Annotated in this window: 21 protein-coding genes and 1 riboswitch; all 21 genes read right to left on the reverse strand. The window is 68.8% G+C overall.

The window, feature by feature from the left end; genetic code table 11:
• Positions 1-56: 56 nt before the first annotated feature.
• The 21 genes from argH to OPU70_RS04625 all read right to left on the reverse strand — a co-directional run bounded on the left by argH (position 57) and on the right by OPU70_RS04625 (position 23,816).
• Complete coding sequence (argH, locus tag OPU70_RS04525) at positions 57-1,487, reverse strand: argininosuccinate lyase (RefSeq protein ID WP_498557330.1); 1,431 nt, start codon at positions 1,485-1,487, stop codon at positions 57-59.
• Positions 1,487-2,416, reverse strand: a complete 930-nt coding sequence (gene argF, locus OPU70_RS04530) for an ornithine carbamoyltransferase (RefSeq protein ID WP_042536574.1) — start codon at positions 2,414-2,416, stop codon at positions 1,487-1,489. The genes argH and argF overlap by 1 nt, the downstream gene beginning before the upstream one ends.
• On the reverse strand, positions 2,413-3,624 hold the full coding sequence (locus tag OPU70_RS04535; RefSeq protein ID WP_042536572.1) for an acetylornithine transaminase: 1,212 nt from the start codon (positions 3,622-3,624) through the stop codon (positions 2,413-2,415). Before OPU70_RS04535 ends, argF begins: the two co-directional genes overlap by 4 nt.
• Positions 3,621-4,538 (reverse strand): acetylglutamate kinase, encoded by a 918-nt coding sequence (gene argB / locus OPU70_RS04540; RefSeq protein ID WP_042536571.1) that lies wholly within the window; start codon positions 4,536-4,538, stop codon positions 3,621-3,623. Before argB ends, OPU70_RS04535 begins: the two co-directional genes overlap by 4 nt.
• Positions 4,535-5,692 (reverse strand): bifunctional glutamate N-acetyltransferase/amino-acid acetyltransferase ArgJ, encoded by a 1,158-nt coding sequence (gene argJ, locus OPU70_RS04545; RefSeq protein WP_498557236.1) that lies wholly within the window; start codon positions 5,690-5,692, stop codon positions 4,535-4,537. The genes argB and argJ overlap by 4 nt, the downstream gene beginning before the upstream one ends.
• Complete coding sequence (gene argC / locus OPU70_RS04550; protein WP_498557237.1) at positions 5,689-6,741, reverse strand: N-acetyl-gamma-glutamyl-phosphate reductase; 1,053 nt, start codon at positions 6,739-6,741, stop codon at positions 5,689-5,691. Before argC ends, argJ begins: the two co-directional genes overlap by 4 nt.
• Positions 6,742-6,985: 244 nt before the next feature.
• Complete coding sequence (locus tag OPU70_RS04555; RefSeq protein ID WP_498557238.1) at positions 6,986-9,136, reverse strand: bifunctional hydroxymethylpyrimidine kinase/phosphomethylpyrimidine kinase; 2,151 nt, start codon at positions 9,134-9,136, stop codon at positions 6,986-6,988.
• Positions 9,133-9,981 carry a hydroxyethylthiazole kinase gene (gene thiM, locus OPU70_RS04560; RefSeq protein ID WP_475436178.1) on the reverse strand — a complete coding sequence of 283 codons (849 nt, stop codon included), beginning with the start codon at positions 9,979-9,981 and terminating at the stop codon, positions 9,133-9,135. Before thiM ends, OPU70_RS04555 begins: the two co-directional genes overlap by 4 nt.
• Positions 9,972-10,065: riboswitch (TPP riboswitch) on the reverse strand. (Overlaps the previous gene by 10 nt.)
• A 22-nt stretch (positions 10,066-10,087) precedes the next feature.
• Positions 10,088-11,053 carry an NAD-dependent epimerase/dehydratase family protein gene (locus OPU70_RS04565; RefSeq protein WP_498557239.1) on the reverse strand — a complete coding sequence of 322 codons (966 nt, stop codon included), beginning with the start codon at positions 11,051-11,053 and terminating at the stop codon, positions 10,088-10,090.
• Between the two features lie 64 nt (positions 11,054-11,117).
• The gene (locus OPU70_RS04570; protein WP_498557240.1) at positions 11,118-11,834 is read right to left on the reverse strand and encodes a DUF402 domain-containing protein; all 717 of its coding nucleotides are present in this window, start codon (positions 11,832-11,834) and stop codon (positions 11,118-11,120) included.
• A gap of 132 nt (positions 11,835-11,966) precedes the next feature.
• The gene (gene pheT, locus OPU70_RS04575; RefSeq protein WP_498557241.1) at positions 11,967-14,471 is read right to left on the reverse strand and encodes a phenylalanine--tRNA ligase subunit beta; all 2,505 of its coding nucleotides are present in this window, start codon (positions 14,469-14,471) and stop codon (positions 11,967-11,969) included.
• Positions 14,471-15,511: a phenylalanine--tRNA ligase subunit alpha gene (gene pheS, locus OPU70_RS04580; RefSeq protein ID WP_498557242.1), complete on the reverse strand. Its 1,041-nt coding sequence runs from the start codon at positions 15,509-15,511 to the stop codon at positions 14,471-14,473. The genes pheT and pheS overlap by 1 nt, the downstream gene beginning before the upstream one ends.
• A 49-nt stretch (positions 15,512-15,560) precedes the next feature.
• The gene (locus OPU70_RS04585) at positions 15,561-16,196 is read right to left on the reverse strand and encodes a hypothetical protein (RefSeq protein WP_042536556.1); all 636 of its coding nucleotides are present in this window, start codon (positions 16,194-16,196) and stop codon (positions 15,561-15,563) included.
• Positions 16,197-16,208: 12 nt separating this feature from the next.
• On the reverse strand, positions 16,209-17,129 hold the full coding sequence (locus tag OPU70_RS04590; RefSeq protein WP_042536606.1) for an amino acid ABC transporter permease: 921 nt from the start codon (positions 17,127-17,129) through the stop codon (positions 16,209-16,211).
• Positions 17,126-17,782 carry an amino acid ABC transporter permease gene (locus OPU70_RS04595; RefSeq protein ID WP_042536554.1) on the reverse strand — a complete coding sequence of 219 codons (657 nt, stop codon included), beginning with the start codon at positions 17,780-17,782 and terminating at the stop codon, positions 17,126-17,128. The genes OPU70_RS04590 and OPU70_RS04595 overlap by 4 nt, the downstream gene beginning before the upstream one ends.
• A gap of 59 nt (positions 17,783-17,841) precedes the next feature.
• Positions 17,842-18,750 (reverse strand): glutamate ABC transporter substrate-binding protein, encoded by a 909-nt coding sequence (locus OPU70_RS04600; RefSeq protein WP_042536552.1) that lies wholly within the window; start codon positions 18,748-18,750, stop codon positions 17,842-17,844.
• 46 nt (positions 18,751-18,796) lie between these two features.
• On the reverse strand, positions 18,797-19,546 hold the full coding sequence (locus OPU70_RS04605; protein ID WP_376708823.1) for an amino acid ABC transporter ATP-binding protein: 750 nt from the start codon (positions 19,544-19,546) through the stop codon (positions 18,797-18,799).
• Between the two features lie 352 nt (positions 19,547-19,898).
• Entirely contained in the window at positions 19,899-20,879 is a 981-nt protein-coding gene (locus OPU70_RS04610; RefSeq protein WP_498557243.1) for a TAXI family TRAP transporter solute-binding subunit, read from the reverse strand.
• The gene (locus tag OPU70_RS04615) at positions 20,876-22,252 is read right to left on the reverse strand and encodes a sensor histidine kinase (RefSeq protein WP_042536549.1); all 1,377 of its coding nucleotides are present in this window, start codon (positions 22,250-22,252) and stop codon (positions 20,876-20,878) included. The genes OPU70_RS04610 and OPU70_RS04615 overlap by 4 nt, the downstream gene beginning before the upstream one ends.
• 6 nt (positions 22,253-22,258) lie before the next feature.
• Complete coding sequence (locus tag OPU70_RS04620; protein ID WP_042536548.1) at positions 22,259-22,927, reverse strand: response regulator transcription factor; 669 nt, start codon at positions 22,925-22,927, stop codon at positions 22,259-22,261.
• A 76-nt stretch (positions 22,928-23,003) separates the two neighbouring features.
• The gene (locus tag OPU70_RS04625) at positions 23,004-23,816 is read right to left on the reverse strand and encodes a TrmH family RNA methyltransferase (protein WP_042536547.1); all 813 of its coding nucleotides are present in this window, start codon (positions 23,814-23,816) and stop codon (positions 23,004-23,006) included.
• Positions 23,817-23,874: the final 58 nt, after the last annotated feature.

Here is a 23,874-nt window from a genome sequence, read left to right on the forward strand (position 1 = left end):
GAGTTCCGCGGGCCGTCTGCGGTCGTGCAGGTCGCTGCGCTCCACCTGTTCGTCGGTTAAAGCCCCAGAGCGTGTGCAGCCGCCTGTGCTCTGGCGACCAGCTCGGCACGCTGCTCGGCTACCCGGACGGGAGCCGTTCCGCCGACGCCCGTGCGGGAAGCCACGGAGCCCTCGATCGTGAGCACCTCTCGCACCTCGGGCACGAGGTGGGGCGACACCGAGATCAGCAGCTCGTCGGATGCGTCTTCGAGACCGATCCGCCGCTCTTCGCAGGCACGCACCAGCGCGCCGGAGATCTCGTGCGCATCGCGGAACGGCACGCGGCGCTTCACGAGCCACTCGGCGACGTCGGTCGCGAGCGAGAACCCCTGAGGTGCGAGGGCGGCCATGCGCTCGGTGTCGAAGCGCAGCGTCGCGATCATCCCGGCGAAGGCCGGCAGCACGACCTCGAGGGTCTGCACCGAGTCGAAGACCGGCTCCTTGTCTTCCTGAAGGTCACGGTTGTAGGCCAGCGGAAGCCCCTTGAGCGTGGCCATCAGCCCAGACAGGTTGCCGATCAGGCGCCCCGACTTGCCGCGAGCGAGCTCGGCGATGTCGGGGTTCTTCTTCTGCGGCATGATGCTCGAGCCGGTCGAATACCCGTCGTGCAGAGTGACGAAGCCGAACTCGCGAGTGTTCCAGAGGATGATCTCCTCGCTCAGACGCGAGATGTCGACCCCGGTCATGGCCGTGATGAAGGCGAACTCGGCGACGACATCACGCGCAGCGGTTCCGTCGAGCGAGTTCTCGGCCGGGCGGTCGAGTCCGAGTTCGGATGCGACCAGCGCGGGGTCGAGTCCGAGCGTCGAGCCCGCGAGGGCTCCGCCCCCGTACGGCGAGACACCGGCACGGCGACGCCAGTCGACCAGACGCTCGAGCTCGCGCACGAGCGGCCACCCGTGGGCCTGCAGGTGATGCGCGAGGAGCACCGGCTGTGCGTGCTGCAGATGCGTCCGTCCGGGGAGGATCGCGTCAGGATGAGCCTCCGCCTGCGCGACGAGGGCGTCGATGACCCGCAGCAGGTCTCGCGCGATCACGCGGGCGTGGTCGATCAGGTACATGCGCACCAGGGTGGCGATCTGGTCGTTGCGGCTGCGTCCCGCACGAAGACGTCCACCCAGCTCCGGGCCGAGCTCGGCGATCAGGGCCTGCTCGAGAGCCCCGTGCACGTCTTCATCCGAGGGGACGGGCCGCAGGGTGCCGTCGGCGACCTTGCGCGCCACGGCATCGAGCCCCTCGTGCATCCTGGCTGCCTCGTCGGGTTCGAGGTAACCGGCAGCCGCGAGAGCCGTCGCGTGCGCGTGCGACCCGGCGATGTCATACGGTGCGAGGATCCAGTCGAAATGCGTCGACCGGCTGAGCTCGACGAGCTCGGGCGACGGGCCGCTCGCGAAGCGGGCTCCCCACAGCGCGCCTTCGTTCGTGCCCTCGTTCTTCGCGTCGACCATCATGCGTCCTTCTTGTCGAGCAGCCAGACGAGCAGGGCCTTCTGGGCGTGGAGGCGGTTCTCGGCCTCGTCCCAGACGACGCTCTGCGGTCCGTCGATGACCTCGGAGTCGACCTCGTAGCCTCGGTCGGCGGGAAGGCAGTGGATGAAGATGGCCTCCGAGTCGGCGATCTCCATCGTCTCCGGCGTCACCTTGTAGCCACCGAGATCGCGGATGCGTGCGAGCTTCTCCTCTTCCTTGCCCATCGACACCCAGGTGTCGGTGACCACGACGTCGGCACCGGCCGCAGCCTCGACCGCATCGGTGAACAGGGTGATCGAGCCGCCGGTCTCCGCCGCACGGCGGTCGGCCGCCTCGACGATGTCCGCACGCGGCGCGTAGTCGGCGGGCGAGGCGATGCGCACGTGCATACCCGCGGTGACCCCGGCCAGCGCGTAGGAATGCGCCATGTTGCTCTGCCCGTCGCCGAAGAACGTCAGGGTCAGCCCTTTCAGGTCGCCCTTGTGCTCGCGGATCGTGAGCAGGTCGGCGAGCAGCTGACACGGGTGGAAGTCGTCCGAGAGTGCGTTGACGACGGGCACCGTGGTGCCTGCGGCCATCTCTTCGAGCCCTGCCTGCGCGTACGTGCGCCAGACGATCGCCGCGACCTGACGCTCGAGCACCCGGGCGGTGTCCGACGGAGTCTCCTTGCCGCCCAGCTGACTGCTCGCGGTCGAGATGATCAACGGCGACCCGCCGAGGTCGGCGATGCCGACGGCGAACGAGACACGGGTGCGGGTGGAGGACTTGTCGAAGATCACCGCGACCGTCTGGGGGCCTTCGAGGGCCTTGTTCGCCCAGCGATCCTTCTTCAGCTCGATGGCGAGATCGAGGATCTCCGCCTGCTCAGCGGGGGTCAGATCGTCGTCGCGCAGCAGGTGGCGGGTCATGCGAGGGCCTTTCCGGATTCGGCGAGGGAGGTCTGGACGTCGGAGAGCGACGCGGCGAACAGCTCGCGGAACTCGGCGAGTTCGGCGTCTCCGATCGTGAGGGCCGGCGCGATGCGCACGGTCTCGGGGTTGGCGGCGTTCACGATGAGGCCGCGCTCCTGAGCGGCGGCGACCACCTCATTCGCGACGGGGGCGCTCAGAGCCACCCCGATCAGGAGCCCGCGGCCACGCACTCCCGTGACCAGAGGCGAGTCGATATCGGCGATGATCTGGAGGATCTCTTCCCCACGACGCGCGGCGTTGTCGACGAGGCCTGCGCGCTCGATCTCGGTGAGCACCGCGTCTGCGACGGCCGTCGCGAGCGGGTTTCCGCCGAACGTGGAGCCGTGCGAACCGGGAGTGAAGAGCGAACTCGCCGCACCGTAGGTCACGAGAGCACCGATCGGGAAGCCACCGCCGATGCCCTTCGCGAGCGTGATGGCGTCAGGCGTGATGCCTTCGTGGCTGAAGCCGAACCAGGCGCCCGTGCGCCCTGCCCCGGTCTGGATCTCGTCGACGATGAGCAGGGCCCCGTGCTTCAGAGTGAGCGAGCGAGCGGCCTGCAGGTATCCCTCGGGAAGCTCGACGACGCCTGCCTCACCCTGGATCGGCTCGACGATCACGGCCGCGACGCGGTCGTCGATCGCCGCCTCGAGTGCCTCGATGGTCGCCGGGATGTGCTCGACTCCCCCGGGCATCGGCTCGAACGGCGCGCGCATGGCCGCCTTCGCCGTGAGCGCGAGAGATCCCATGGTCCGGCCGTGGAATCCGTTCTCGAGCGCGAGGATGCGGGGCTTCTCCGTCCCGCCGTGCAGGCGGGCGAGCTTGAACGCGGCCTCGTTCGCCTCGGCGCCGGAGTTCGAGAAGAACACGCGCCCATCGATCCCGGCACCGGCGAGACGCTTCAACCGTGCGGCGAGCGCGAGCTGCGACGGTGTCGCGAAGTAGTTCGACACATGCGCGAGGGTCGCGGCCTGCGTCGACACGGCCTCGACGAACACCGGATGCGCGTGACCGAGCGAGGTCACAGCGATGCCGGCGAGGAAGTCGAGGTGGCGCTTGCCCTCGGAGTCCCAGAGGTACGATCCCTCGCCGCGAGTCAGCATCGCCAACCGGGGACCTGCGTTGAGGACCAGATCGCTCGCTGCGTCATCCTGCCAGTTGCTCATGCCTTCACTCCTGCGCTTCCCATGACCACTTCTGTTCCGATTCCCTTGCTGGTGAAGAGTTCGACGAGCACCGAGTGCGGCACGCGTCCGTCGATGATCGCGGCGGCGTCGACGCCGCCCTCGATCGCGTCCAGGCACGCCTTCATCTTCGGGATCATGCCTGATTCGAGGGTCGGCAGCATCTCGATGAGAGCCTCCGAGGTGAGGTGCGACACGAGAGAGTCGCGGTTGGGCCAGTCGGCGTACAGCCCGGGGACATCCGTGAGAATGACGAGCTTGCGCGCCTTGAGAGCCACGGCGAGCGCGGCAGCCGCGGCATCCGCGTTCACGTTCAGCGACTGGCCCGGGTGATCGAGGTCGGGGGCGATGCTCGAGACCACGGGAACGCGTCCGGCCGCGAGGTGGTCGAGCACAGGCGTCGGGTCCACCTCGACGACGTCGCCCACACGACCGAGATCGATCTCCTCGCCGTCGATCACGACGCCGCGGCGACGCCCGCCGAACAGCCCGGCATCTTCGCCGCTGAGTCCGGTCGCGATCGGACCGTGCGAATTGATCTTCGAGACGAGCTGCGGGTTCACCTGGCCGGTGAGCACCATGCGCACCACGCTGATCGCCTCGGTGTTGGTGACGCGGTAGCCGCCCTTGAACTCGCTCGGGATCTCGAGGCGCTGCAGCATGTCGGAGATCTGCGGCCCACCGCCGTGCACGACCACCGGCAGCACGCCGACGTACCTCAGATACGCGATGTCCTGCGCGAACGCCTCCTGCAGCTCGTCCGAGACCATCGCATTGCCGCCGTACTTCACGACGACGATCTGGTCGCGGAACTTCTTCAGCCACGGGAGCGACTCGATGAGCGTCGCGGCCTTGACGGCGGCGACGTCAGGCGTGGTGTCCTGGATGTCGGTCATGAGGCGTAGGCGCTGTTCTCGTGCACGTAGTCGTGGGTCAGGTCGTTGGTGAGGATCGTCGCAGTGGCCTCGCCGACTTTGAGGTCGATCACGAGGTGCGTGGCGCGAGGGGTGAGGTCGACCTCTTCGCGCGGACGGTCGGGGCCGCCCTCGCTGCACACGCGGACGCCGTTCATCCAGACGTCGACGTCGTACGGGTCGAACTGCGCGTTGGTCGTGCCGATCGCGGCGAGCACCCGACCCCAGTTGGGGTCGTTTCCGAAGATCGCGGCCTTGAAGAGGTTGTTGCGGGCGACCGAGCGGCCGACCTCGACGGCCTCCCCCTCGCTGGCGGCGTGCCGCACCTCGATGGTGATGTCATGACTCGCGCCCTCGGCATCACTCTGCAGCTTGACCGCGAGTTCCAGGCAGAGCTCGGCGAGGGCAGCAGAGAAGTGCTTGAGTTCGGGGGCCACCCCGGAGGCGCCGTTGGCGAGCAGCGTGACCTGGTCGTTGGTCGACATGCAGCCGTCGGAGTCGAGGCGGTCGAACGTCGTGCCGGTCGCGAATCGCAGCGCCGCGTCGGCCTCGAGAGGTTCGAGCACGGCATCCGTCGTGATGACGACGAGCATCGTCGCGAGGCCCGGGGCGAGCATGCCCGCGCCCTTCGCCATGCCGCCGATCGTCCAGCCGTCCCGGCTCACGACAGCGGTCTTCGAGACGCTGTCGGTCGTCATGATGGCCTCCGCCGCGACGTCGCCGCCGTCGGCCGACAGCTCGGCGATCGCCTGTGCGGTGCCCGCGAGCACCTTGCCGCGGAAGACCTCGTCTCCGACCCCGATGAGCCCCGTCGAGCAGACGAGGACGTCGCCGGCGCTGACGCCGAGCAGCTCTGCCGCCTTCTCGGCGGTCTGGTGCGTCGTCTGGAAGCCGAAGCTGCCGGTGAAACAGTTCGCTCCGCCGGAGTTGAGCACGACGGCCTCGACCACGCGATCGGCGACGGCCTGCTGCGACCAGATGATCGGGTTGGCCTTGGCGCGGTTGCTCGTGAACACGGCGGCACCGACCTTGCGCGGGCCGCGGTTGACGACCACGGCGACATCGGGCTTGCCGGTCGACTTGAGGCCGGCGGCGACTCCGGCCGCCTCGAATCCTGCGGGGGCGGTGACGCTCACGGTGCGACTCCGTTCACTGAGAGGGCGCGGGACTCGGGAAGTCCCAACGCGAGGTTCATGGACTGGATGGCAGCGCCTGCGGTGCCCTTGACGAGATTGTCGACGGCGGCGACCACCGTCACGCGGTTCGCCGCACGGTCGATCGCGAGGCCGATGAGTGCGGTGTTCGCGCCGAGGACATCGGCCGTGCGCGGGAACTGTCCCTCGGGCAGCAGCTGCACGAATGTCTCGTCACCGTAGGCGTCCTCCCAGGCGGCGCGGATCTCCGCGTCACTGACGTCACCGGCGATCGGCGCGGTCGAGGTGGCGAGGATTCCCCGCGACATCGGAACGAGCACAGGGGTGAAGGAGATGCGGATGCCGTCGGCGGCAGCACCGGATGCCGCGGCGAGTGCCTGGCGGATCTCGGGGATGTGCCGGTGGGTGCCGCCGACCGCATAGGGATTGGCGCTGCCGAGGATCTCACTGGCGAGCAGATTGGTCTTGAGGCTCTTCCCCGCACCCGAGGGGCCGACGGCGAGCACCGAGACGATGTCTCCCGCGTCGATCACTCCCGCTGCGACGCCGGGAGCGAGACTCAGACTCACCGTGGATGCATTGCATCCGGGGGCGGCGATCCGCTTCGCATCGCGCAGCGTCTCGCGCTGCTTGATGCCGTCGACGAGCAGCTCGGGGACCCCGTAGGCCCAGGGGTCGTGGAAGTCGCCGCCGTAGAACGCATCCCAGGACGCCTGCGAGGTGAGGCGATGGTCGGCCCCGGCGTCGATCACCAGCGGGGTGTCGCCGAGCGCATCCGTGTACTGACCCGACTGACCGTGCGGCAGAGCGAGGAACACGATGTCGTGACCTGCGAGCGTCTCAGGTGTGGTGTCCTGCAGAGTGAGGTGAGCGAGAGACCGCAGGTGCGGCTGATGCTGCACGAGCGGCTGACCGGCGTTCGAGTGAGCCGTCACGGTGCGGATCTCGATGTCGGGATGAGACGCGAGGAGGCGCAGGATCTCGCCACCCGCGTAGCCGGATGCGCCGGAGACGGCGACGGAGTACGTCATGCTTCTACCTTAACGGTCGGACCCCTCGGCGAACGCGGGGTGCAGTGTCGGGAACCGGGGCGGCGACACCGGCACTCGACCGCCGTGCGTACGCAGGCAGAAGCGCAGGGTCGCCTAGAGTCGGCGGCCGCTGCGGCGTCGGCGCACGGCGATGGCGCTCGGAGCGAGCGTCAGAGTTGCGGTGGCGGCCGAAGGCATGCCGCGACGATAGCGCGCTCGTCGCGGCATGCGCAAATCCGGTCCGTCATCCGGCAGGCACGGGGAGCGCCGGCGCCGCGAAGAACGCGAGCTCGTGGGCGCTCGAGACCTCGAACGCTCGGAGCATCCGTCGACGCCGCGGGGCATCCGACTGCGCCGCCGCGTCCATCACGTAGCCGACCGCCTGCTCTGTCGCCGCCTCGAAGGCCGGATCGGCGTAGGTCGCGAGCCACGATGCATAGGGATGCTGCGGATCGCGGGCGTACTCGCCGAACGCCCCCGAGTGCAGACGCGTCCCGAGATCGGTGTAGAGCCAGAAGCACGGCAGCACGGCGGCGATGAGCTCGGCGTAGTCTGCGCCGAAGGCGACCGATCGCAGATGGTCGAGGTACGCGACGGTCGCGGGGGCCGGATCAGCGGCGAAAGTCTCCGCCTCCACGCCCGCACCGGGGGTCAGCCACGACGCGTGGAGTTCGAGCTCTCCGGCGATCGCCCCGTGCGCGGACTCCGACCAGAACGCCTGCTCGTGCGGTGTCGGTGCGAGCCGAGAGGCCTCGGCGAGGACCCTCGCGTACTCCCGGAGGTACAGCGCATCCTGGCGAAGGTAGAACAGGAACCACTCGCGGTCGAGTGTCCCGTCGGCGAGAGCGCCGACGAAGGGCAGCTCGTCGATATCTGCCCGCAGGTGCGCGATCCGCTCCCACCACTGATCGCGGATGTGCGCCCGGTCGGGGGTGGTCTCGAGTCCGCCACGTCGCCAGAGGCCGCCGAAGTGGTTGATCGGCCCGTGTCCTCGTCCGACGTGGAGCGCATCGCTCTCCGTCAGAGACTCACGCAGCCACGAACGGGCCGAGGCGACCGCGTCGGTGAGGGACTCGCCCCTGGCGAGGCGGGTGGCGAGGGCGGACGAGAGCGAGCACCCGGTGCCATGCGTGTTGCGGGTCGCGATGCGCGCGCCCGGATACCCCCGACTCACTCCGTCGGCAGCGTCTATCACCGCGTCGGGCACGTCGTCGCCGTCGAGATGCCCTCCCTTCACGAGCACCGCCGCGCCCACACGGTCGGAGAGCGCAGCTGCCGCCGCGAGCGCGTCATCCCACCCGTCGATCGGATGGTCGGCCAGCGCGGCGAGCTCGGCGAGGTTGGGCGTCACGACATGCGCGCGCTCGAGGAGTCCGCGCAGCGCGACCTCGGCCTCCCGGTCGAGAAGCCGGTCGCCACTGGTCGCGACCATGACCGGGTCGAGCACGACGATCGGCGGCCGCATGGCATCGAGCCAGTCGGAGACCGCACGGATCACGTCGGCATTCGCCAGCATCCCGATCTTCACCGCATCGATGACGATGTCGTCTGAGATCGCATCGAGCTGCTCCCGCAGGAACTCCGCGGGCGGCACATGCACCGCCCGCACGCCGACGGTGTTCTGAGCGGTGAGTGCGGTCAGAGCCGCCATGCCGTACCCGCCGTTCGCGGCGATGGACTTGAGGTCGGCTTGGATCCCCGCACCGCCCGATGGATCGCTGCCGGCGATGCTGAGCACCCGCGGCGTGCCTGACGCCCGCCACCGCCGGAGGAAGCTCTGCGCCGTCTGCTTCGGATCGACCGCGGCGCAGATGGCCGAGACCACCGCGAGGCCGGCCGCGCCCGCGTCGCGGAGTCGCTCTGTGTCGTCGATGTCCACGCCGCCGATGGCCACGCAGGGCAGAGCGCACGTGTCGATGAGCGACCGGAAGCCGTCGATGCCCAATACCGGCGGATGGTCGGGCTTGGTGTCGGTGGGGCGGATCACACCGACGCCGAGGTAGTCGACCACGCCCGCAGGCAGAGCCGCCACCGCGTCGAAGTGGTCGGGTGTGTTCGCCGTCAACCCGATGATCGCCTCGGCACCCAGTCGCTCGCGCGCCCGCAGTACCGACGCATCGCCCTGACCGAGATGCACGCCGTCGACGCGAGCTCCCCGAGCGCGAGCGGCGAGCGCCGCATCGACCCGGTCGTTCACCAGGAGGATCGCACGGCCGGCGATCACGCGCGACAGTTCGACCAGCTGATCGGCGGTCTCGGCATCCGTCGCGATCTTGTCGCGCAGCTGCACGATGCGCACTCCCCCGTCGACAGCGAGGCGCACGGTCTCGACGACACCCCGCTCACTGCAGAGGCCCGGATCCGTGACGAGGTAGAGCGAGAGGTCGGCGATCACAGCGCGCTCTCCCGAACGCGCGCGGAGGCCACCAGGTCAGCCGGCTGCACGGCGGCGAGCGCGTCGAGCAGAGCGACAGCGAAGGTGCCGGGGCCCGAGGCGTGCACCGCGGCCCTCTCGGCGGCGATCGTGTAGACGAGGCTCGCCGACGCCACCGCCGTGAGCGGATCGGCAGAGGTCGAGCGCGCCGCGCCGAGGAACGCGGCCATGACCGCGCCCAGCGCGCACCCACCGCCGGTGACCCGGGTGAGCAGCTCGTGACCGTTCGCGATGCGCAGCAGACGGACGCCATCGGTCACCAGGTCGACCGGTCCAGACACCGCGACCACAGAGCCATGACGCGCGGCGAGTGAGAGCACTGCCTCTGCCGCATCGTCTGTCGTGTCTGTCGCGTCCACACCCCGGCCGCCTGCGCTGAGTCCGGCGAGCGCGAGGATCTCGGATGCGTTCCCCCTGATCGCCGTGGGGCGCGAGGCGACCAGCTCGTGGGCGAGGGCCGTGCGCACCGGGAGTGCGCCGATCGCGACGGGATCCAGCACCCACGGAGTGCCCGCGGCGACGGCACCGGCCGCGGCTTCGAGGCTCGCCGCCCGCTGCTCGGGGGTCGGCGTTCCGAGGTTGATCAGGACGCCGGACGCCACCCCGGCGAACATTCCTGCTTCGTCGACGATGTCGACCATCGCCGGTGCCGCGCCGAGGGCGAGCAGCACGTTGGCGGTGAACCCCGTGACGACGCTGTTGGTGATGCAGTGGGTCAGAGGTGGACTCTCGCGCAGCTCGGACAGGAGCTCTCCGGCCGCGGCAGCCAGGGTCGATTCGGATTCAGGACGCAGACGATCGCTCATTGCGACATCCCTTCGCTAGTACGAACTAGATCAGGTTCGACGGGTCTGTTCTCAGCCGCGGATGCGGCACCCCGTGTCACTGCTCGCAGTCTAGCGACGCGCGCCGTCAGCGCAGAAGCTGGATCAGCGCGAGTTCGTCTGTCCGGGTCAGACCTGCGCGCCGCTCGCGATCGACACCGCGATCCCGCTCGTCCTCGATCACCACGGCGATGGTCTCGTCGAGCGGACGCAGCTCTCCCCCGGCCGCACGGTAGCGTGCGTTCGACCTCGTCATGAATCCGGTCACGTCGCTCGGGAGCCAGAGCGGCAGCGATCGCTTGCCCGCCCAGTACTCCACCTCATTCGCCACGAGCCAGTCGTCGGTGGCCGTGACGGTTTCTCCTCGGTGATCCGCATGCCTGCGCACCGCCTCGATGACCTCGGCCATCGGGTGCCGGTCGCCGGTCGTGTTGATCACTCCGGTCGCGGTCGTCGTGCTGATGAACTCCGACAGGTCATCGACGTCGATCACCTGCACGTCTCGCCCGTCTGCACGGGGCAGCAGCACGGGTTCGTCGTGAGCGCGCAGGAACGCCGCAGCCCAGTATCCGAAGCGGTCGCTCGGGTCGCCCTTCCCGACGATCAGCCCCGGGCGCACGATCAGCGTTCGGTCGCCGAGCGTGCGAACCGCGTTCTCGGCGGCGACCTTCTGCGCGCCGTACTCGTACTCATCCCCGGCGCCGGCCGGCTGATGCAACGGCGCGGACTCGTCCGCCCCGACCGTCTCGTCATCGGAGTATGCCGACACCGACGAGACGTACGTCCAGCGGGCGGCTCGATCCCTGAGCGCCTCGACCGCCGCCGCCACGTGCGCCGCATTCGAGGAGACGTCGATCACGTGGTCCCAATCGCGACCGCGGACGGCGTCATAGGCGTCGGCGTCGTCACGATCGGCCAGAACCAGGCTCGCACCCTCCGGGGACGGTCGACCTCCTCGCGCGAGGCACATCACCGCCGCCCCGTTCACCAGCAGGCGTCCGGCGATCCGACCGGACAGCCAGCCGGTCCCGCCGAGGATCAGAACGTCAGTCATGGACCCATGCCACCATCTCCGCCGTGCGAGGGGAAGTGTCTTCCGCTCACGGCGGATGCCGGGTTCACCGCGGACGGAGGTCTGACAGCCCCGTGAGCTCCGGGACGGTCCAGGAGGGATCCGGCCGCCAGTCGCGCCATTCCGCGGCGAACGGCCAGTCACCGTCGCGGTACGACGCGATCGCCGCGTCGGCGTGCCGCTCGATCTGCGCCGCCTGCTCGGATGTGAGACGGCCCTGCTCGACGGCCGCGATCAGCTCGTCCTCATCCTTCAGATGCACCCGGCCGTCCGGCTCGATCTCGACGTCGAGGATGTGGTCCGACGAGTAGGTGTCGCGGTCGGTGCGCAGGTGCGCGTTCTCGAGGTTCACGTACCAGCCGGCGAACTGCCACTCCGCCCCGCTCACATCGCTCCAGAAGAGCCACACCGACCACGCGGCGCCTGCGGGGGCGATCCGCAGGATGCCGTTGCCCCACCACTCCTCCACGATCCGCGTCCGCGGGTCCAGCCATCGCCGCTCGAGCGGAACCGTTCGGATGCGCTCGCCTGCCGGAGTGCCCTGCCCCTCCTGCAGCGTGCCCGGAGCGAGCCAGGCGACGAGGCCCCGCTCGTCGTCGCGGACCACTCGCATGGGTGTGATCGTCGACGCGTCTCCGGGCTGCCACCCCGGCTTCCGGTAGTGCCAGGAGATCTGATCGCCCGGGTCGAGGAAGGGCGCCCCGCCCATCGGTCGGACGCCATCGGGAACCGCCGCAGGCGTGCTGTGGGGAAGGATGCTCATCACGACACGCTACCTCGCGGGAAAGCCAGGTTCAGGTCGGCTCGGCGGTGGCGATCACTTCCACATCCGACGCCACGACCGCTGCGTGGCGGACCGCATCCCGTACCGGAATGCAGTCCGCGCAGCGCTGAGTCAGTCGCGCAGCGTCGCGCCGAAGCGCTCGGCCGTGACAGCGACGCCCGCGAGCTTCGCCTCGGTCGCCTCGGCCGCGGTGAGCGTGCGATCGTCCGCGCGGAACCGCAGAGCGAAGGTGAGACTCTTCTGCCCTTCCGCGACGCCGTCTCCGCGGTAGTCGTCGACGAGTCGGATCGCCTCTAGGAGCTCTCCTGCGCCGTCGGCCAGCGCAGCCTTGACGTCGCCGGCGGGGACGTCAGCCCCGAGCACGAGCGACACGTCCTGCGTGGCGGCCGGGAACGTCGACAGCGAGGCGGCGACCGCACGCGCGTTCGCCAGCGTGAGGATTCCGTCGAGATCGAGCTCGAGCACGGTCGCGCGACCCGGCAGGTCTGCTCCCGCTGCGACGTCGGGGTGGAGTTCTCCGACATAGCCGACCTCGACGCCGCCGACCGACAGCACGCCGGTGCGCCCGGGGTGCAGTGCCGCGCGCTCGCCCTGGGCCACCTCGATGTCCACGCCGGCAGCTGCGGCGATGACGCGAGCCGCGTCCAGCGCTTCCGACAGACCGGCCGCTTCAGCCGCACGGCCGGGCTGGCGTGCCACGACATTGCCCGTGAACAGCGCCGCGACGTGGCGGTGCTGCGGCGGGATCGACGCGTTCAGCGCGGCGAGGGTCTCGTCCGACGGACGCACGCCGAGCGGCGGAACATCATCGGTGCCGTAATCGACACCGGGCTCGGGCAGGAACACGACGCCGGTCTCGAACAGCGCGAGATCCGTGAGGCCGCGCGAGATGTTGCGATGCGCGGTCTGCAGCAGTCCCGGGATGAGCGACCGACGCAGGAACGGAGCAGAGCCGTCGAGCGGGTTCGCGAGCCGGATGCTGGGCAGGTGCTCTCCCGACGCCGAACCGTGCAGGTCGTTCTCGGCGTCGGTGGTGAAGGGGAAGGAGGGCGTCTCGACGAGACCGGCTGCTGCGAGCGCGTCAGCCACGCGACGTCGCCCCTGCTGGTGCGGCGTCAGGCCGCGGCCGGACGGAGGCGTCGGCAGCACCGAGGGGATGCGGTCGAGACCGTGGATGCGCGCGACCTCTTCAGCAAGAGACCACTTGTCGGTGAGGTCCGGGCGCCAGGTCGGCGGGATGACGACCCAGCCGGCATCCGTCTCGGTGACCTCGCCACCGATCGTCGTGAGCGCGCCCACGATCTCGTCGTCGGAGTAGTCGACCCCGATGAGTCCCTGCACGAATCCTCGCGGCAGCTCGATCTCGGCGACGAAGACCTCGGCGAACAGCGCGCCACCCTCTTCGGTGAGCGTGCCGCCGGCGAACTCGACCATCAGGTCGGCGGCTCGACGAGCCGCGACGAACGGCACCAGAGGGTCGACGCCGCGCTCGAAGCGCTTGGACGCCTCGCTGGGGAGCTTGTGACGACGCGCCGTGCGCGCGATCGTCACCGGGTCGAACGTCGCTGCCTCGATGAGGACGTTGCGCGTCGTGTCGCTCATCTCGGTCGTGCCACCACCCATGACACCGGCCAGGCCGATGGGCCCGGATCCATCGGTGATCAGAAGATCCTCGACGTGGAGCTTTCGCTCCTGGCCGTCGAGAGTCGTCATCTTCTCACCGGGGGTCGCACGGCGCACCGTGATGCCGCCCGAAAGCTTGTCGAGGTCGTATCCGTGCAGCGGCTGCCCCAGCTCGAGCATCACGTAGTTGGTGATGTCGATCAGGATGCCGAGCGAGCGCATGCCGGCGAGCGACAGGCGAGCGATCATCCACGGCGGGGTCGGGCGCGACGGGTCGACGTCGCGGACGACACGGGTGACGAACTCACTCGCCCCGACGCGGCCGCGCACGGGGGCGGCGTCGTCGACGATCGCCGTGTGACCGGTTCCGGGCTGGAGTTCGGCGAAGTCGCGTTCGGCCGGGTCGCGGAACGTCGCTCCGGTGGCGTGCGAGTACTCGCGTGCGACACCTCGGAGCGAGAACGCGTACCCGCGGTCGGGCGTCACGTTGATCTCGACCGCGACATCGTCGAGACCGAGCAGGCTGATCGCGTCGGTGCCGACGGGAGCGTCGATTCCGAGGTCGGCGAGAACGAGGATGCCGTTGTGCTCGTCACCCAGACCGAGCTCCCGCGCCGAGGCGATCATGCCGTCGGACACATGACCGTAGGTCTTGCGGGCGGCGATCGGGAACGGCCCAGGCAGCACAGCGCCCGGCAGGGTCACCACGACCTTGTCGCCGGCGACGAAGTTGTGCGCTCCGCAGACGATCCCGCGGATGCCGCCGTTCGCCTCGCCGACGTCGACCTGGCACCAGTTGATCGTCTTGCCGTTGGACTGCGGCTCCCCCTCGAGGGAGACGACCTGTCCGACCACGACGGGACCCGAGATCTCGAAGCGGTGGATATCCTCCTCCTCGAAGCCGACGGTGACCATCGCCGCCAGAACGTCTTCGGGCGTCGCATCCGCTGCCAGATCGACGTACTCACGCAGCCACGAAAGCGGGACGCGCATCACACCACCATCCCGTACTGCTCGCTGAAACGGACATCGCCCTCTGCCATGTCCCGCATGTCCTGCACATCGCTGCGGAACATGAGTCCGCGTTCGACGCCCATACCGAAGGCGAAGCCGCTGTAGACGTCGGGGTCGATCCCCGCCGCACGCAGCACGTTCGGGTTGATCATGCCGCAGCCGCCCCACTCGATCCAGCGGGCGCCGCCCTTGAAGGTCGGGTGCCACAGGTCGAGCTCGGCAGACGGCTCGGTGAAGGGGAAGAAGTTCGTGCGGAAGCGCGTCTTCGCCTCCGGTCCGAAGAGCTGACGCGCGACGTGGTCGAGCGTGCCCTTGAGGTGGGCCATCGAGATGCCCTGGTCGACGACCAGCCCCTCGAACTGCGTGAAGACGGGGAGGTGCGTCGCATCGAACTCGTCGGTGCGGTACACGCGACCGGGGCAGAGCACGTAGATCGGCACGTCGCGGTCGAGCATCGAGCGCACCTGCACCGGGCTCGTGTGCGTGCGCATCACGAGGTGGCGCGAGGGCGGGTCGACGTAGAAGGTGTCCTGCTCCTGGCGAGCGGGGTGGTCGACGTCGAAGTTGAGCGCGTCGAAGTTGAACCACTCGTGCTCGAGCTCGGGCCCTTCCGCGATCTCCCAGCCCATGCCGACGAAGATGTCGGAGATCTGCTCGCTGAGCAGGGTGAGCGGATGCCGCGCACCGACGCGGGTCCGGGAAGGAACGGCGGTGATGTCGAGGCGCTCGGATTCGAGACGGGCGGCCACCTCGGCGGCTGCCAGCTCCTCCTCCTTGGCGGCGAGGGCCTTCGTGACCTGACCGCGCCCCTGCCCGACGAGCTTGCCGAAGGCCGCCTTGTTCTCGGGAGCCACCTGCCGCATCGAGGCGTTGAGGACGGCGAGAGGCGAGCCGTCTGCGACATGAGCGGCTCTCGCCGCCTTCAGCTCGGCGCTATCGGCGGCCGCAGTGATCGCTTCGAGTGCGGCCGCGACGGCGGCTTCGACCGCTTCCGGGGTGATTTCGGGAGACTCAGACACGAGACAGGAGTCTACCGGGACGGCGGGCTGCTCCTTCCCGGGGCCGGGCTCAGAGCGGGCCGAACATCGGCACTGCGACCAGGGGCACCCACGTGACCCGATCGCGCTCGAGCGCGGCCACGAGTCGCTGGTCCCGCGCCGCTTCGCGACGCAGCGTCTGACGCCCCCTGCCGATGACCGCGGCCGGGATCACGAACACCGAGACGAGCAGGAGTGCGAATCCTGCGTCGAGGACGAGGAGCGGCACCGGGTCGACCGAGGAGACGATTCCGGGGATCAGGAAGACGTTGAGCGCCCCGAAGATGCTGGCTGCGGCGATGAGGCCGCCTCCGAGCGAGCCGGCACCCCGGGTCGTGTGCGACGTGCCGGGTTTCGGGATCCAGCCTCTCACCCGTGCGAGGAACACGCCGGAGACGACGGCGACGATGCCACCGACGATCATCGACGGCACGTATGCCGACGGCGGCATACCGACCGCCAGCAGGACGAGCCCGACGACGACGGACGACGAGCCGAGCGCGAGGAACGAGGCCCACATCCCACGGCGCATCGCGCGGGCATCGGCGACCTCACGCAGCCGAGACCGGGAGTCCGCGCCATGCAGCGCGGCCAGGTCAGCATCCATCCACTCCGCGAGCGTGCGGCTCGTCGCAGGCGGATAGGCGGAGACCGGCTCGACGCGCATCACGACGGACGCTCAGACCGGGCCGGGGCCGTCCCCGCCCGCGACCCCGCCCCCGCGCTGCAGGGTGATGAGCTCGGTGTTGGTGCCGTCGCCGTGCTGGCGCGGGTCCCCGGCTGCCTGGATCGCCTTGACCTTCGGCGAACGGCGGGTGCTGATCTCCACCCACTTCGCGATGCCGGAGAGAATGAGGCACATGACGATGTAGATGCCGCCGATGACGAACGCCGACTGCAGGATCGGACGACCCTGCTGCGACGTCAGCTGCTTCGCGTAGTACAGCAGCTCCGGGTAGGTGATGATGAACCCGAGAGCGGTGTCCTTCATGGTCACGACCAGCTGGGCGACGATCACCGGGAGCATCGCCCGGATCGCCTGCGGCAGCAGGATGAGACGCATGACGCCGCTCTTGCGGAGTCCGATCGCGTAGCCGGCCTCTTTCTGCCCGCGGGGCAGGGACTCGATACCGGCCCGGAGCACCTCTGCGAGCACGGAGCCGTTGTACGCCATCAGCGCGATGACGACCGCCCAGTACGGGTCCATCTTGACGCCGACCACGGGCAGTCCGTAGTACAGCAGCATCATGAAGACCAGCACCGGGACCGCGCGGAAGAGCTCGGTGATCGCGGTCACCGGGATCCGCACCCAGGCGTGGTCGGAGAGCCGACCGATCGCGAGCACGAATCCCAGCACGATGCTGAGCACCGCGGCGAGCGCGAACGCGGCGAGGGTGTTGCCGAGCGCCTTGAAGATGCCCATCCACACGTTGGAGAACGTGAAGACGAACCACTTCTCCGCCGAGAACTGGCCCGTCTCCACCATCCGCAGGACGATGAAGCCGAGAGCGGCGAGGACGAGGATGACGGTGGCGACCGCGATGACGCGGTTGCGGGCGATCGCCCGGGGCCCCGGGACGTCGTACAGTACAGAGCTCATCGCGCGATCCTCCATCGGTTCTCGAGATATCGCTGCAGCCAGCTCAACAGCAGCACCAGGGCGACGAACACCACCGCGACCCAGAGGAGGACCTCCATCGGGTTGCCGGGGCGATCGGCCGAGTCGTTGATGGTCGAACGCAGTGCCGCGAGTTCGGCGACCGAGAATCCGGCCGCCACGGTCGTGTTCTTGAGCAGGGCGATGAAGACGCTCATCATCGGAGGCACCACCGAGCGGAACGCCTGCGGGAGGATCACTAGGCCCATCACCTGGCCGAAGGGAAGCCCGATCGCGCGCGCCGCCTCAGCCTGGCCGACCGGGACCGTGTTGATTCCGGCCCGCAGCACCTCGGCGACATAGGTCGCCGTGTAGATGCCGATGGCGAGGATGCCGAGCACGAGGTTCGACAGATCGGGAAGCCCGAGCTGCGGGTACCCGAAGATGAAGAAGAAGAAGACGAGGGTGAGCGGGGTGTTGCGCACGGTGTTCACGTACACGGTGCCGACGCCTCGCGCGATGGGCACCGGAGACACGCGCATCGCCCCGACGATGAGGCCGAGGATCAGCGCGATGATCCCGCCGGCGAAGAACACGATCAGCGTGTTGCTGATCGCCTGTCCCCACAGGTCGAGGTTGCCGAAGATGACGTCCACGCCACCCTCCCTTCTTCAGAATGAGTGGGCGGCCTCCCTGAGGAGGCCGCCCATGTCGATCAGTACGCGTCGACCTCGGGCTGCTCGACCTCGATGCCGCTGGAACCGAGGTTCGCGTCGAAGATCGCCTGCCAGATGTCGCCGTTGTCGGTGAAGAGCTCGTTGATGTGCGTGCGCAGCGCGTCATCGCCCTTCGTGAGGCCGACACCGTAGCGCTCCTCGGTGAAGAGGCCGCCGGTGACCTTCACGTCGTCCGGGTACTGCGCTGCGTAGCCGATCAGGATCGCCTGGTCAGTGGTCACAGCGTCGACCTTGCCGTCGATGAGATCCTGCACGCAGGCGGAGTACAGGTCGTACTCCTGCGTCTTGATCTCGGGGAAGTTCGCCTTGATGTTCTGGATCGGCGTCGAGCCGGTCGCAGAGCAGACGGTCTTGCCGTTGAAGTCCTCGAGCGCCTCGGCGTCGTCAGCATCAGCGGCGACCAGGAGTCCCTGGCCGGTGATGAAGTACGGGCCGGCGAAGTCGATGAGCTCCTTGCGCTTGTCGTTGATCGAGTAGGTGCCGACGTAGTAGTCGATGTCACCGTTCGTGATCGCCTGCTCGCGGTTCGCCGAGGCGATCGGCTTGAACTCGATCTTGTCCTCGTCGTAGCCGAGCGATGCGGCGATCCACCGAGCGATGTCGACGTCGAAGCCGGTGCGCTCCCCCGTCGTCACGTCGAGGTAGCCGAGTCCTGGCTGGTCCTCCTTGACGCCGACGACGACCTTGTCGCGCTCCTGGATGGCGTCGAACGTCGGGCTGCCCTCGAGCTGCACGTCCTCGGCGACCTCGAACCAGGTGGAGTCCTCGCCCTCGTCGCCGCCGGTTCCGGCGCCGGGGTCGGACGGGCTGCCGCTGTTGCAGGCGGTCAGCGCGAACAGTGCCACCGTCGCGATCCCGATTCCTGCCAGTGTGCGTGTGCGTCGCATGTGCGTCTCCTTCGTGTGCTGTGTGTGCAAAGGTCTGTGAAGCTCGTCAGTGCGTGAGGAGCTTGGAGAGGAAGTCCTTGGCGCGGTCGCTCTTCGGGTTGGTGAAGAACTCCTCGGGTGTCGCCTCTTCGACGATCTTCCCGTCCGCCATGAACACGACGCGGTTGGCAGCCTTGCGCGCGAAGCCCATCTCGTGGGTGACGACGATCATCGTCATGCCGTCACGGGCGAGTTCGACCATGACGTCGAGGACCTCATTGATCATCTCGGGATCGAGCGCACTGGTCGGCTCGTCGAAGAGCATGACCTTGGGCTGCATGGCGAGGGCACGGGCGATCGCGACGCGCTGCTGCTGTCCGCCCGAGAGCTGGGCGGGGAGCTTCGACGCCTGCTGGGCGACGCCGACGCGCTCGAGCAGCATCATCGCCTCCTTGTCGGCATCGGCCTTCTTCATGCCGCGGACCTTGATCGGGCCCAGCGTGACGTTCTCGAGGATCGTGAGGTGCGCGAAGAGGTTGAACGACTGGAACACCATGCCGACGTCGGCTCGCAGGTTCGCGAGTCCCTTGCCCTCCGCCGGCAGCGCCTTGCCGTCGATGCTGATCGTGCCGCTCGTGATCGTCTCGAGTCGGTTGATGGTGCGACACAGGGTCGACTTGCCCGAGCCGGAGGGGCCGATCACCACGACCACCTCGCCGGCGTTCACGGTGAGGTCGATATCCGTGAGCGCCTGGAAGTCGCCATAGTGCTTCTGGACGTTGTCGACCACGACGAGAGGCTTACCAGAGGTCATCATTTCTCCAAACTAGCCAGGTCGATCACGTGGCTCCACATTGATGCGTCGACATTTACACGTTCGTAACCACGCGAAGAGGCGAATCCCGTTCGGATGCCGGAGTGCCCCACGGTCCGCCCCCGCGAACCGTGGGGGCGTCCCTGCTGCGCGGTTCCTCCCCCGAGTAGAACGTTGCAGCAAGCCTCCGACCGGACCCGCTCGCACGACGATCCCCGGGAACGACCGAGAGCGCGCCCGAGTGAAGGGCGTGGGCTCTGTGGCATCTGAATTCTCCGTCGAATCGAGCGCGATCGACCACCACATTGGCAGAGCAGCATGCCGGCATGAGACTTCTTGAGGATTTCTTGAGGCCTCAGTCCCGCTGGTCTCGGTAGTACTCGATCGCACCGGGGTGGAGGTCGACCGGCCCTGTGAAGATCGCCTGTCTCCGGTCGAGCAGAGAGGCGACCGGGACCCGCTGCGCGATATCCGTGCGGCCGTCGAAGAGGCTCGTCAGAACGTCTCGCACGATGCCGTCGGGGGTGTGTGACGAGGTGACCAGATAGTTCGGGACCGCCATCGTCGGCACCGACTCGTCGAGCCCGTAGAGGCCCACGGGGAAGTCCGACGGACGGTATGCGTCGGAGTAGCGCGTGTTGATCGCGGTGACCCAGGTCTGCTCCACCGGCACCAGCCGCACGGGGGTGGTCTTCGCCAGTTCCGCGATGCCGGGAGTCGGGATGCCACCCACCCAGAAGAACCCGTCGATGCCCGACCCCTCGAGTGCGCTGATCGACGCGCTGAGGTCGAGCTGCGGATCCGCGATCGACGCGATGTCGACTTCTGCGGCATCCAGGGCTCGTGCGGCGATGACGTTGACGCCCGAGTTCTCCGCGCCGAGCGACACGGTCTTTCCCGCGAGGTCGCCGAGGTCGACGATGTCCGAGTCGGCGCGCACGACCACGTGGAGGTACTCGTCGTACAGGCGGGCGACGGCCCGCACCGGCAGCGCCTCGTCGAATGCCCCGGCACCCGCGACCGCGTCCGCCGCGGCATCCCCCTGTGCGAAGCCGAGGAGAGCCTCCCCCGAACTCACCCGAAGAAGGTTGTCGACCGACCCGGCGGTCTCAGCCACCTCCACGCGGACGCCCAGCGAGCCGGACAGCGCGCGAGCGACCTCCGCACCGTAGGCGTAGTACACCCCGTTCGATCCCCCTCCGGCGATCGCGTACTGAGAGTCACCCCATTCGTCCGACCGGGTGCTGCAGGCACTGCTCGCGCCTGCGATCACCAGCACGGCCACCGCAGCCGCGATCCTGCGCCAGCGGGCGTGGCGGTTGCCGCGCCGGCTCATTCCGCAGCTCCGTCCGGCAGCAGCAGCGAGACCAGCAGTCCGCCGTCCTCCGGCGTGTCGACCCTCAGCTCGCCACCGATCGTCGCCAGGAGGTCGGTGGCGATCGCGAGGCCGAGCCCTGAACCGGGCACCCCGCCGCTGTCGTCGCTCCGCCAGAACCGGTCGGCGGCGTTCTCGGCCTGCTCGCGGGTCAGACCAGGGCCGTGATCGCGGACGGTGAGCACGCAGATTCCCTCGCTGCGGTGCGATCCGATCTCGACGACGGTGTCGGATGGAGAGAACTTCACCGCGTTGTCGACGATCGCGTCGAGCGCGCTCTCGACGATCGTGCGATCGGTGACGCTCATCACCGGGGCGTCTCCCGACGAGAGTGTGCGGATCCCCCGGTGAGAGGCCACCTCGCTCCAGGCCTCGGCGCGCCTGGCCGCGAGCGTCGTCAGATCGACGGCCGAGATCGTGGTGTCTGAGCGTCCGCCCCGCGCGAGCCCGAGGAGCGTCTCGAGGATGCGAGCCATGCGGCGTCCCTCCTCCCTCGTCTCCTCGACGTCGTCCTTCCAGTCGTCATCGAGGCCAGTCGAGAGGTGCTCGACGCGCAGAAGCAGCGCATTGAGGGGGTTGCGGAGCTCGTGCGAGGCGTTCAGCGCGAACTCCTGCTGGCGCGTCATGACGCGCTCGATCTCATCCGCCATGCCGTTGAAGACGCGGGTCATCCGGCGCAGCTCGGGTGGTCCGGTGTCCTCCGCGACTCTGGCGTCCATCTCCCCCCGCTCGATCGCGATCATCGCCTCGTCGAGACGACGCACCGGAGAGAGCACCCACCTGGCGAGCTGGAACACGAGCAAGACGCCCAGTCCGATCGACACCGCCGACACCGCCGACAGCACGAGGATCTGCCGCAGGATCTCCGTCCTCGGCGCTTCGACGTCGGCGGAGAGCATGACGGCGCCGATGACGTCCCCGTCATCGAACACCGGCTCGACGAGCGAGGACTCGGCCGCGATCCAGGGGAACACCGGCTCAGGAGCTTCGGCCCGCCGCCCCGAGAGCGCGAGGCCGACGCGTGCGGCATCGTCGTCGGGCAGCACCTCGGCCGCGTCCACTCCCGAGGCCCACACGCCGCCGGCGAGATCGAACACGACGACGTCGATCCCGTACACCTCGTGGAATCGCTCGACCTCGGCGTCGATCACGGTCGCGCTCCCCGACCGCAGCGCCTGTCGTGCACTCGTCACGAAGTATCCCAGGTCGCCGAGCTGCTCGGTGTAGAACGCCTGCTGGATGCTGCGGGTCGCGCTCCAGGCCGTCGCGCCGCCCAGCGACAGGAGGATCGCGACGAGCGGCACGAGGAACACGACGACCAGACGTCTGCGCATCGACGGCTACCCGGCCAGCCGGTAGCCGACACCGCGCACGGTCTCGATCAGACGACGCTGGCCCGTCTTCTTGCGGATGGCGCCGACATGCACCTCGAGAGAGTGGCCGAACCCGCGCCAGTCGGTGTTCCAGACCTCGCGGATGAGTCTCTCCTTCGGCACGGCCACACCGGGGTACCGGGCGAGCACCGACACGATGTCGAACTCCTTGCGAGTGAGCTCGATCGGTGCCCGGTCGATGAGCACCTGGCGAGCGACGAGGTCGATCTCCACCTCGCCATCCTGCAGGAGCACACGCGCCTCGGACTCTGGGCGCACCGGTCGCGAACGTCGGGTGACGGCCTCGATGCGAGCCAGGAGCTCGTGCACGTCGTAGGGCTTGACGACGAAGTCGTCGGCTCCGGCCCGCAACCCTCTGATGCGCTCGGTGACCTGGTTGCGCGCTGTCACGATGACGATCGGAACCTCGGAGCGACCGCGGATCCGGCGGCAGAGATCGATGCCGTCGACGTCGGGCAGACCGAGATCGAGGAGCACGACCTCGGTGTCGGCACCCAGCAGCTGCAGGGCGGACGCACCGTCTGCCGCTCGTACGGACGCATAACCCGAGCGGGCGAGGAATGCCTCGAGTGCGGCGGCGACGCGCTCGTCGTCCTCCACGATCAGAATCTGCATCGACCCTGGGTCCCCTTCTCCGCTCGAGCAGGGACAAACCTACCAGCAGAGCGAGAGAGCGCCTCGCCGCCCGCGATCAGGAGGAGGATGCCGCCCGCTGCGCGAAAGCGCTCTCATAGAGGCAGACGCTCGCGGCCGTGGCCAGATTCAACGACTCTGCCCGACCGAAGATCGGCAGCTTCAGCACCTGATCGGCCTGGTCGAGCGCGTCGTCCTCGAGACCCCGCGCCTCGTTGCCGAACAGCCAGGCCGTCGGCTCGGCGAGGACTCCGTCCGCGCGTGCCCGAAGCAGATCGTCGCCCTTCACATCCGCCGCGAGGATCTGAAGACCGGCGGCGTGCGCCTTCTCGACCACATCGGCGAGCTCGGCTCCCACCGCCACGGGCAGGTGGAACAGTGACCCCGTCGTGGCACGGACGACCTTCGGGTTGTACGGGTCGACCGTGCGACCGGTGAGCACGACGGCATCCGCCCCCGCCGCGTCGGCGGCCCTGATGATCGTGCCGAGGTTTCCCGGGTCCCTGATCTCCTCGCAGATCGCGACGAGACGCGGGGAGTCCGCGAAGATGTCGCGGACGGAGGTCGGTGCCTGCCGGACGACCGCGACCAGTCCTTGCGGCGTGACCGTGTCCGCCATCGCGTTCAGCACGTACTCGGTGACGTGCTCGACGTCGATGCCGGCATCCGATGCCTTCGCGCGGATGTCCGGATGCTTCTCCCAGCCGGTCGGTGTCGCGAACAACTCGACGATCGCCTCGGGGCTGTAGGTCAGCGCCTCTCGAACCGCCTGAGGTCCTTCGAGGAGGTACAGACCTGTCTCTGCTCGCGCGCTGCGCTTGGTCAGCTTGGCGACGGCACGGACTCGGGGCGAACGGGGGTTCTCCAGCACGTTCACAGTCTAGAGAACGGCAGAGCTGTTCCTGCGCAAACGCCGGGGGAACGACAGA

This window comes from Microbacterium sp. SWDP-B6, assembly GCF_059803615.1.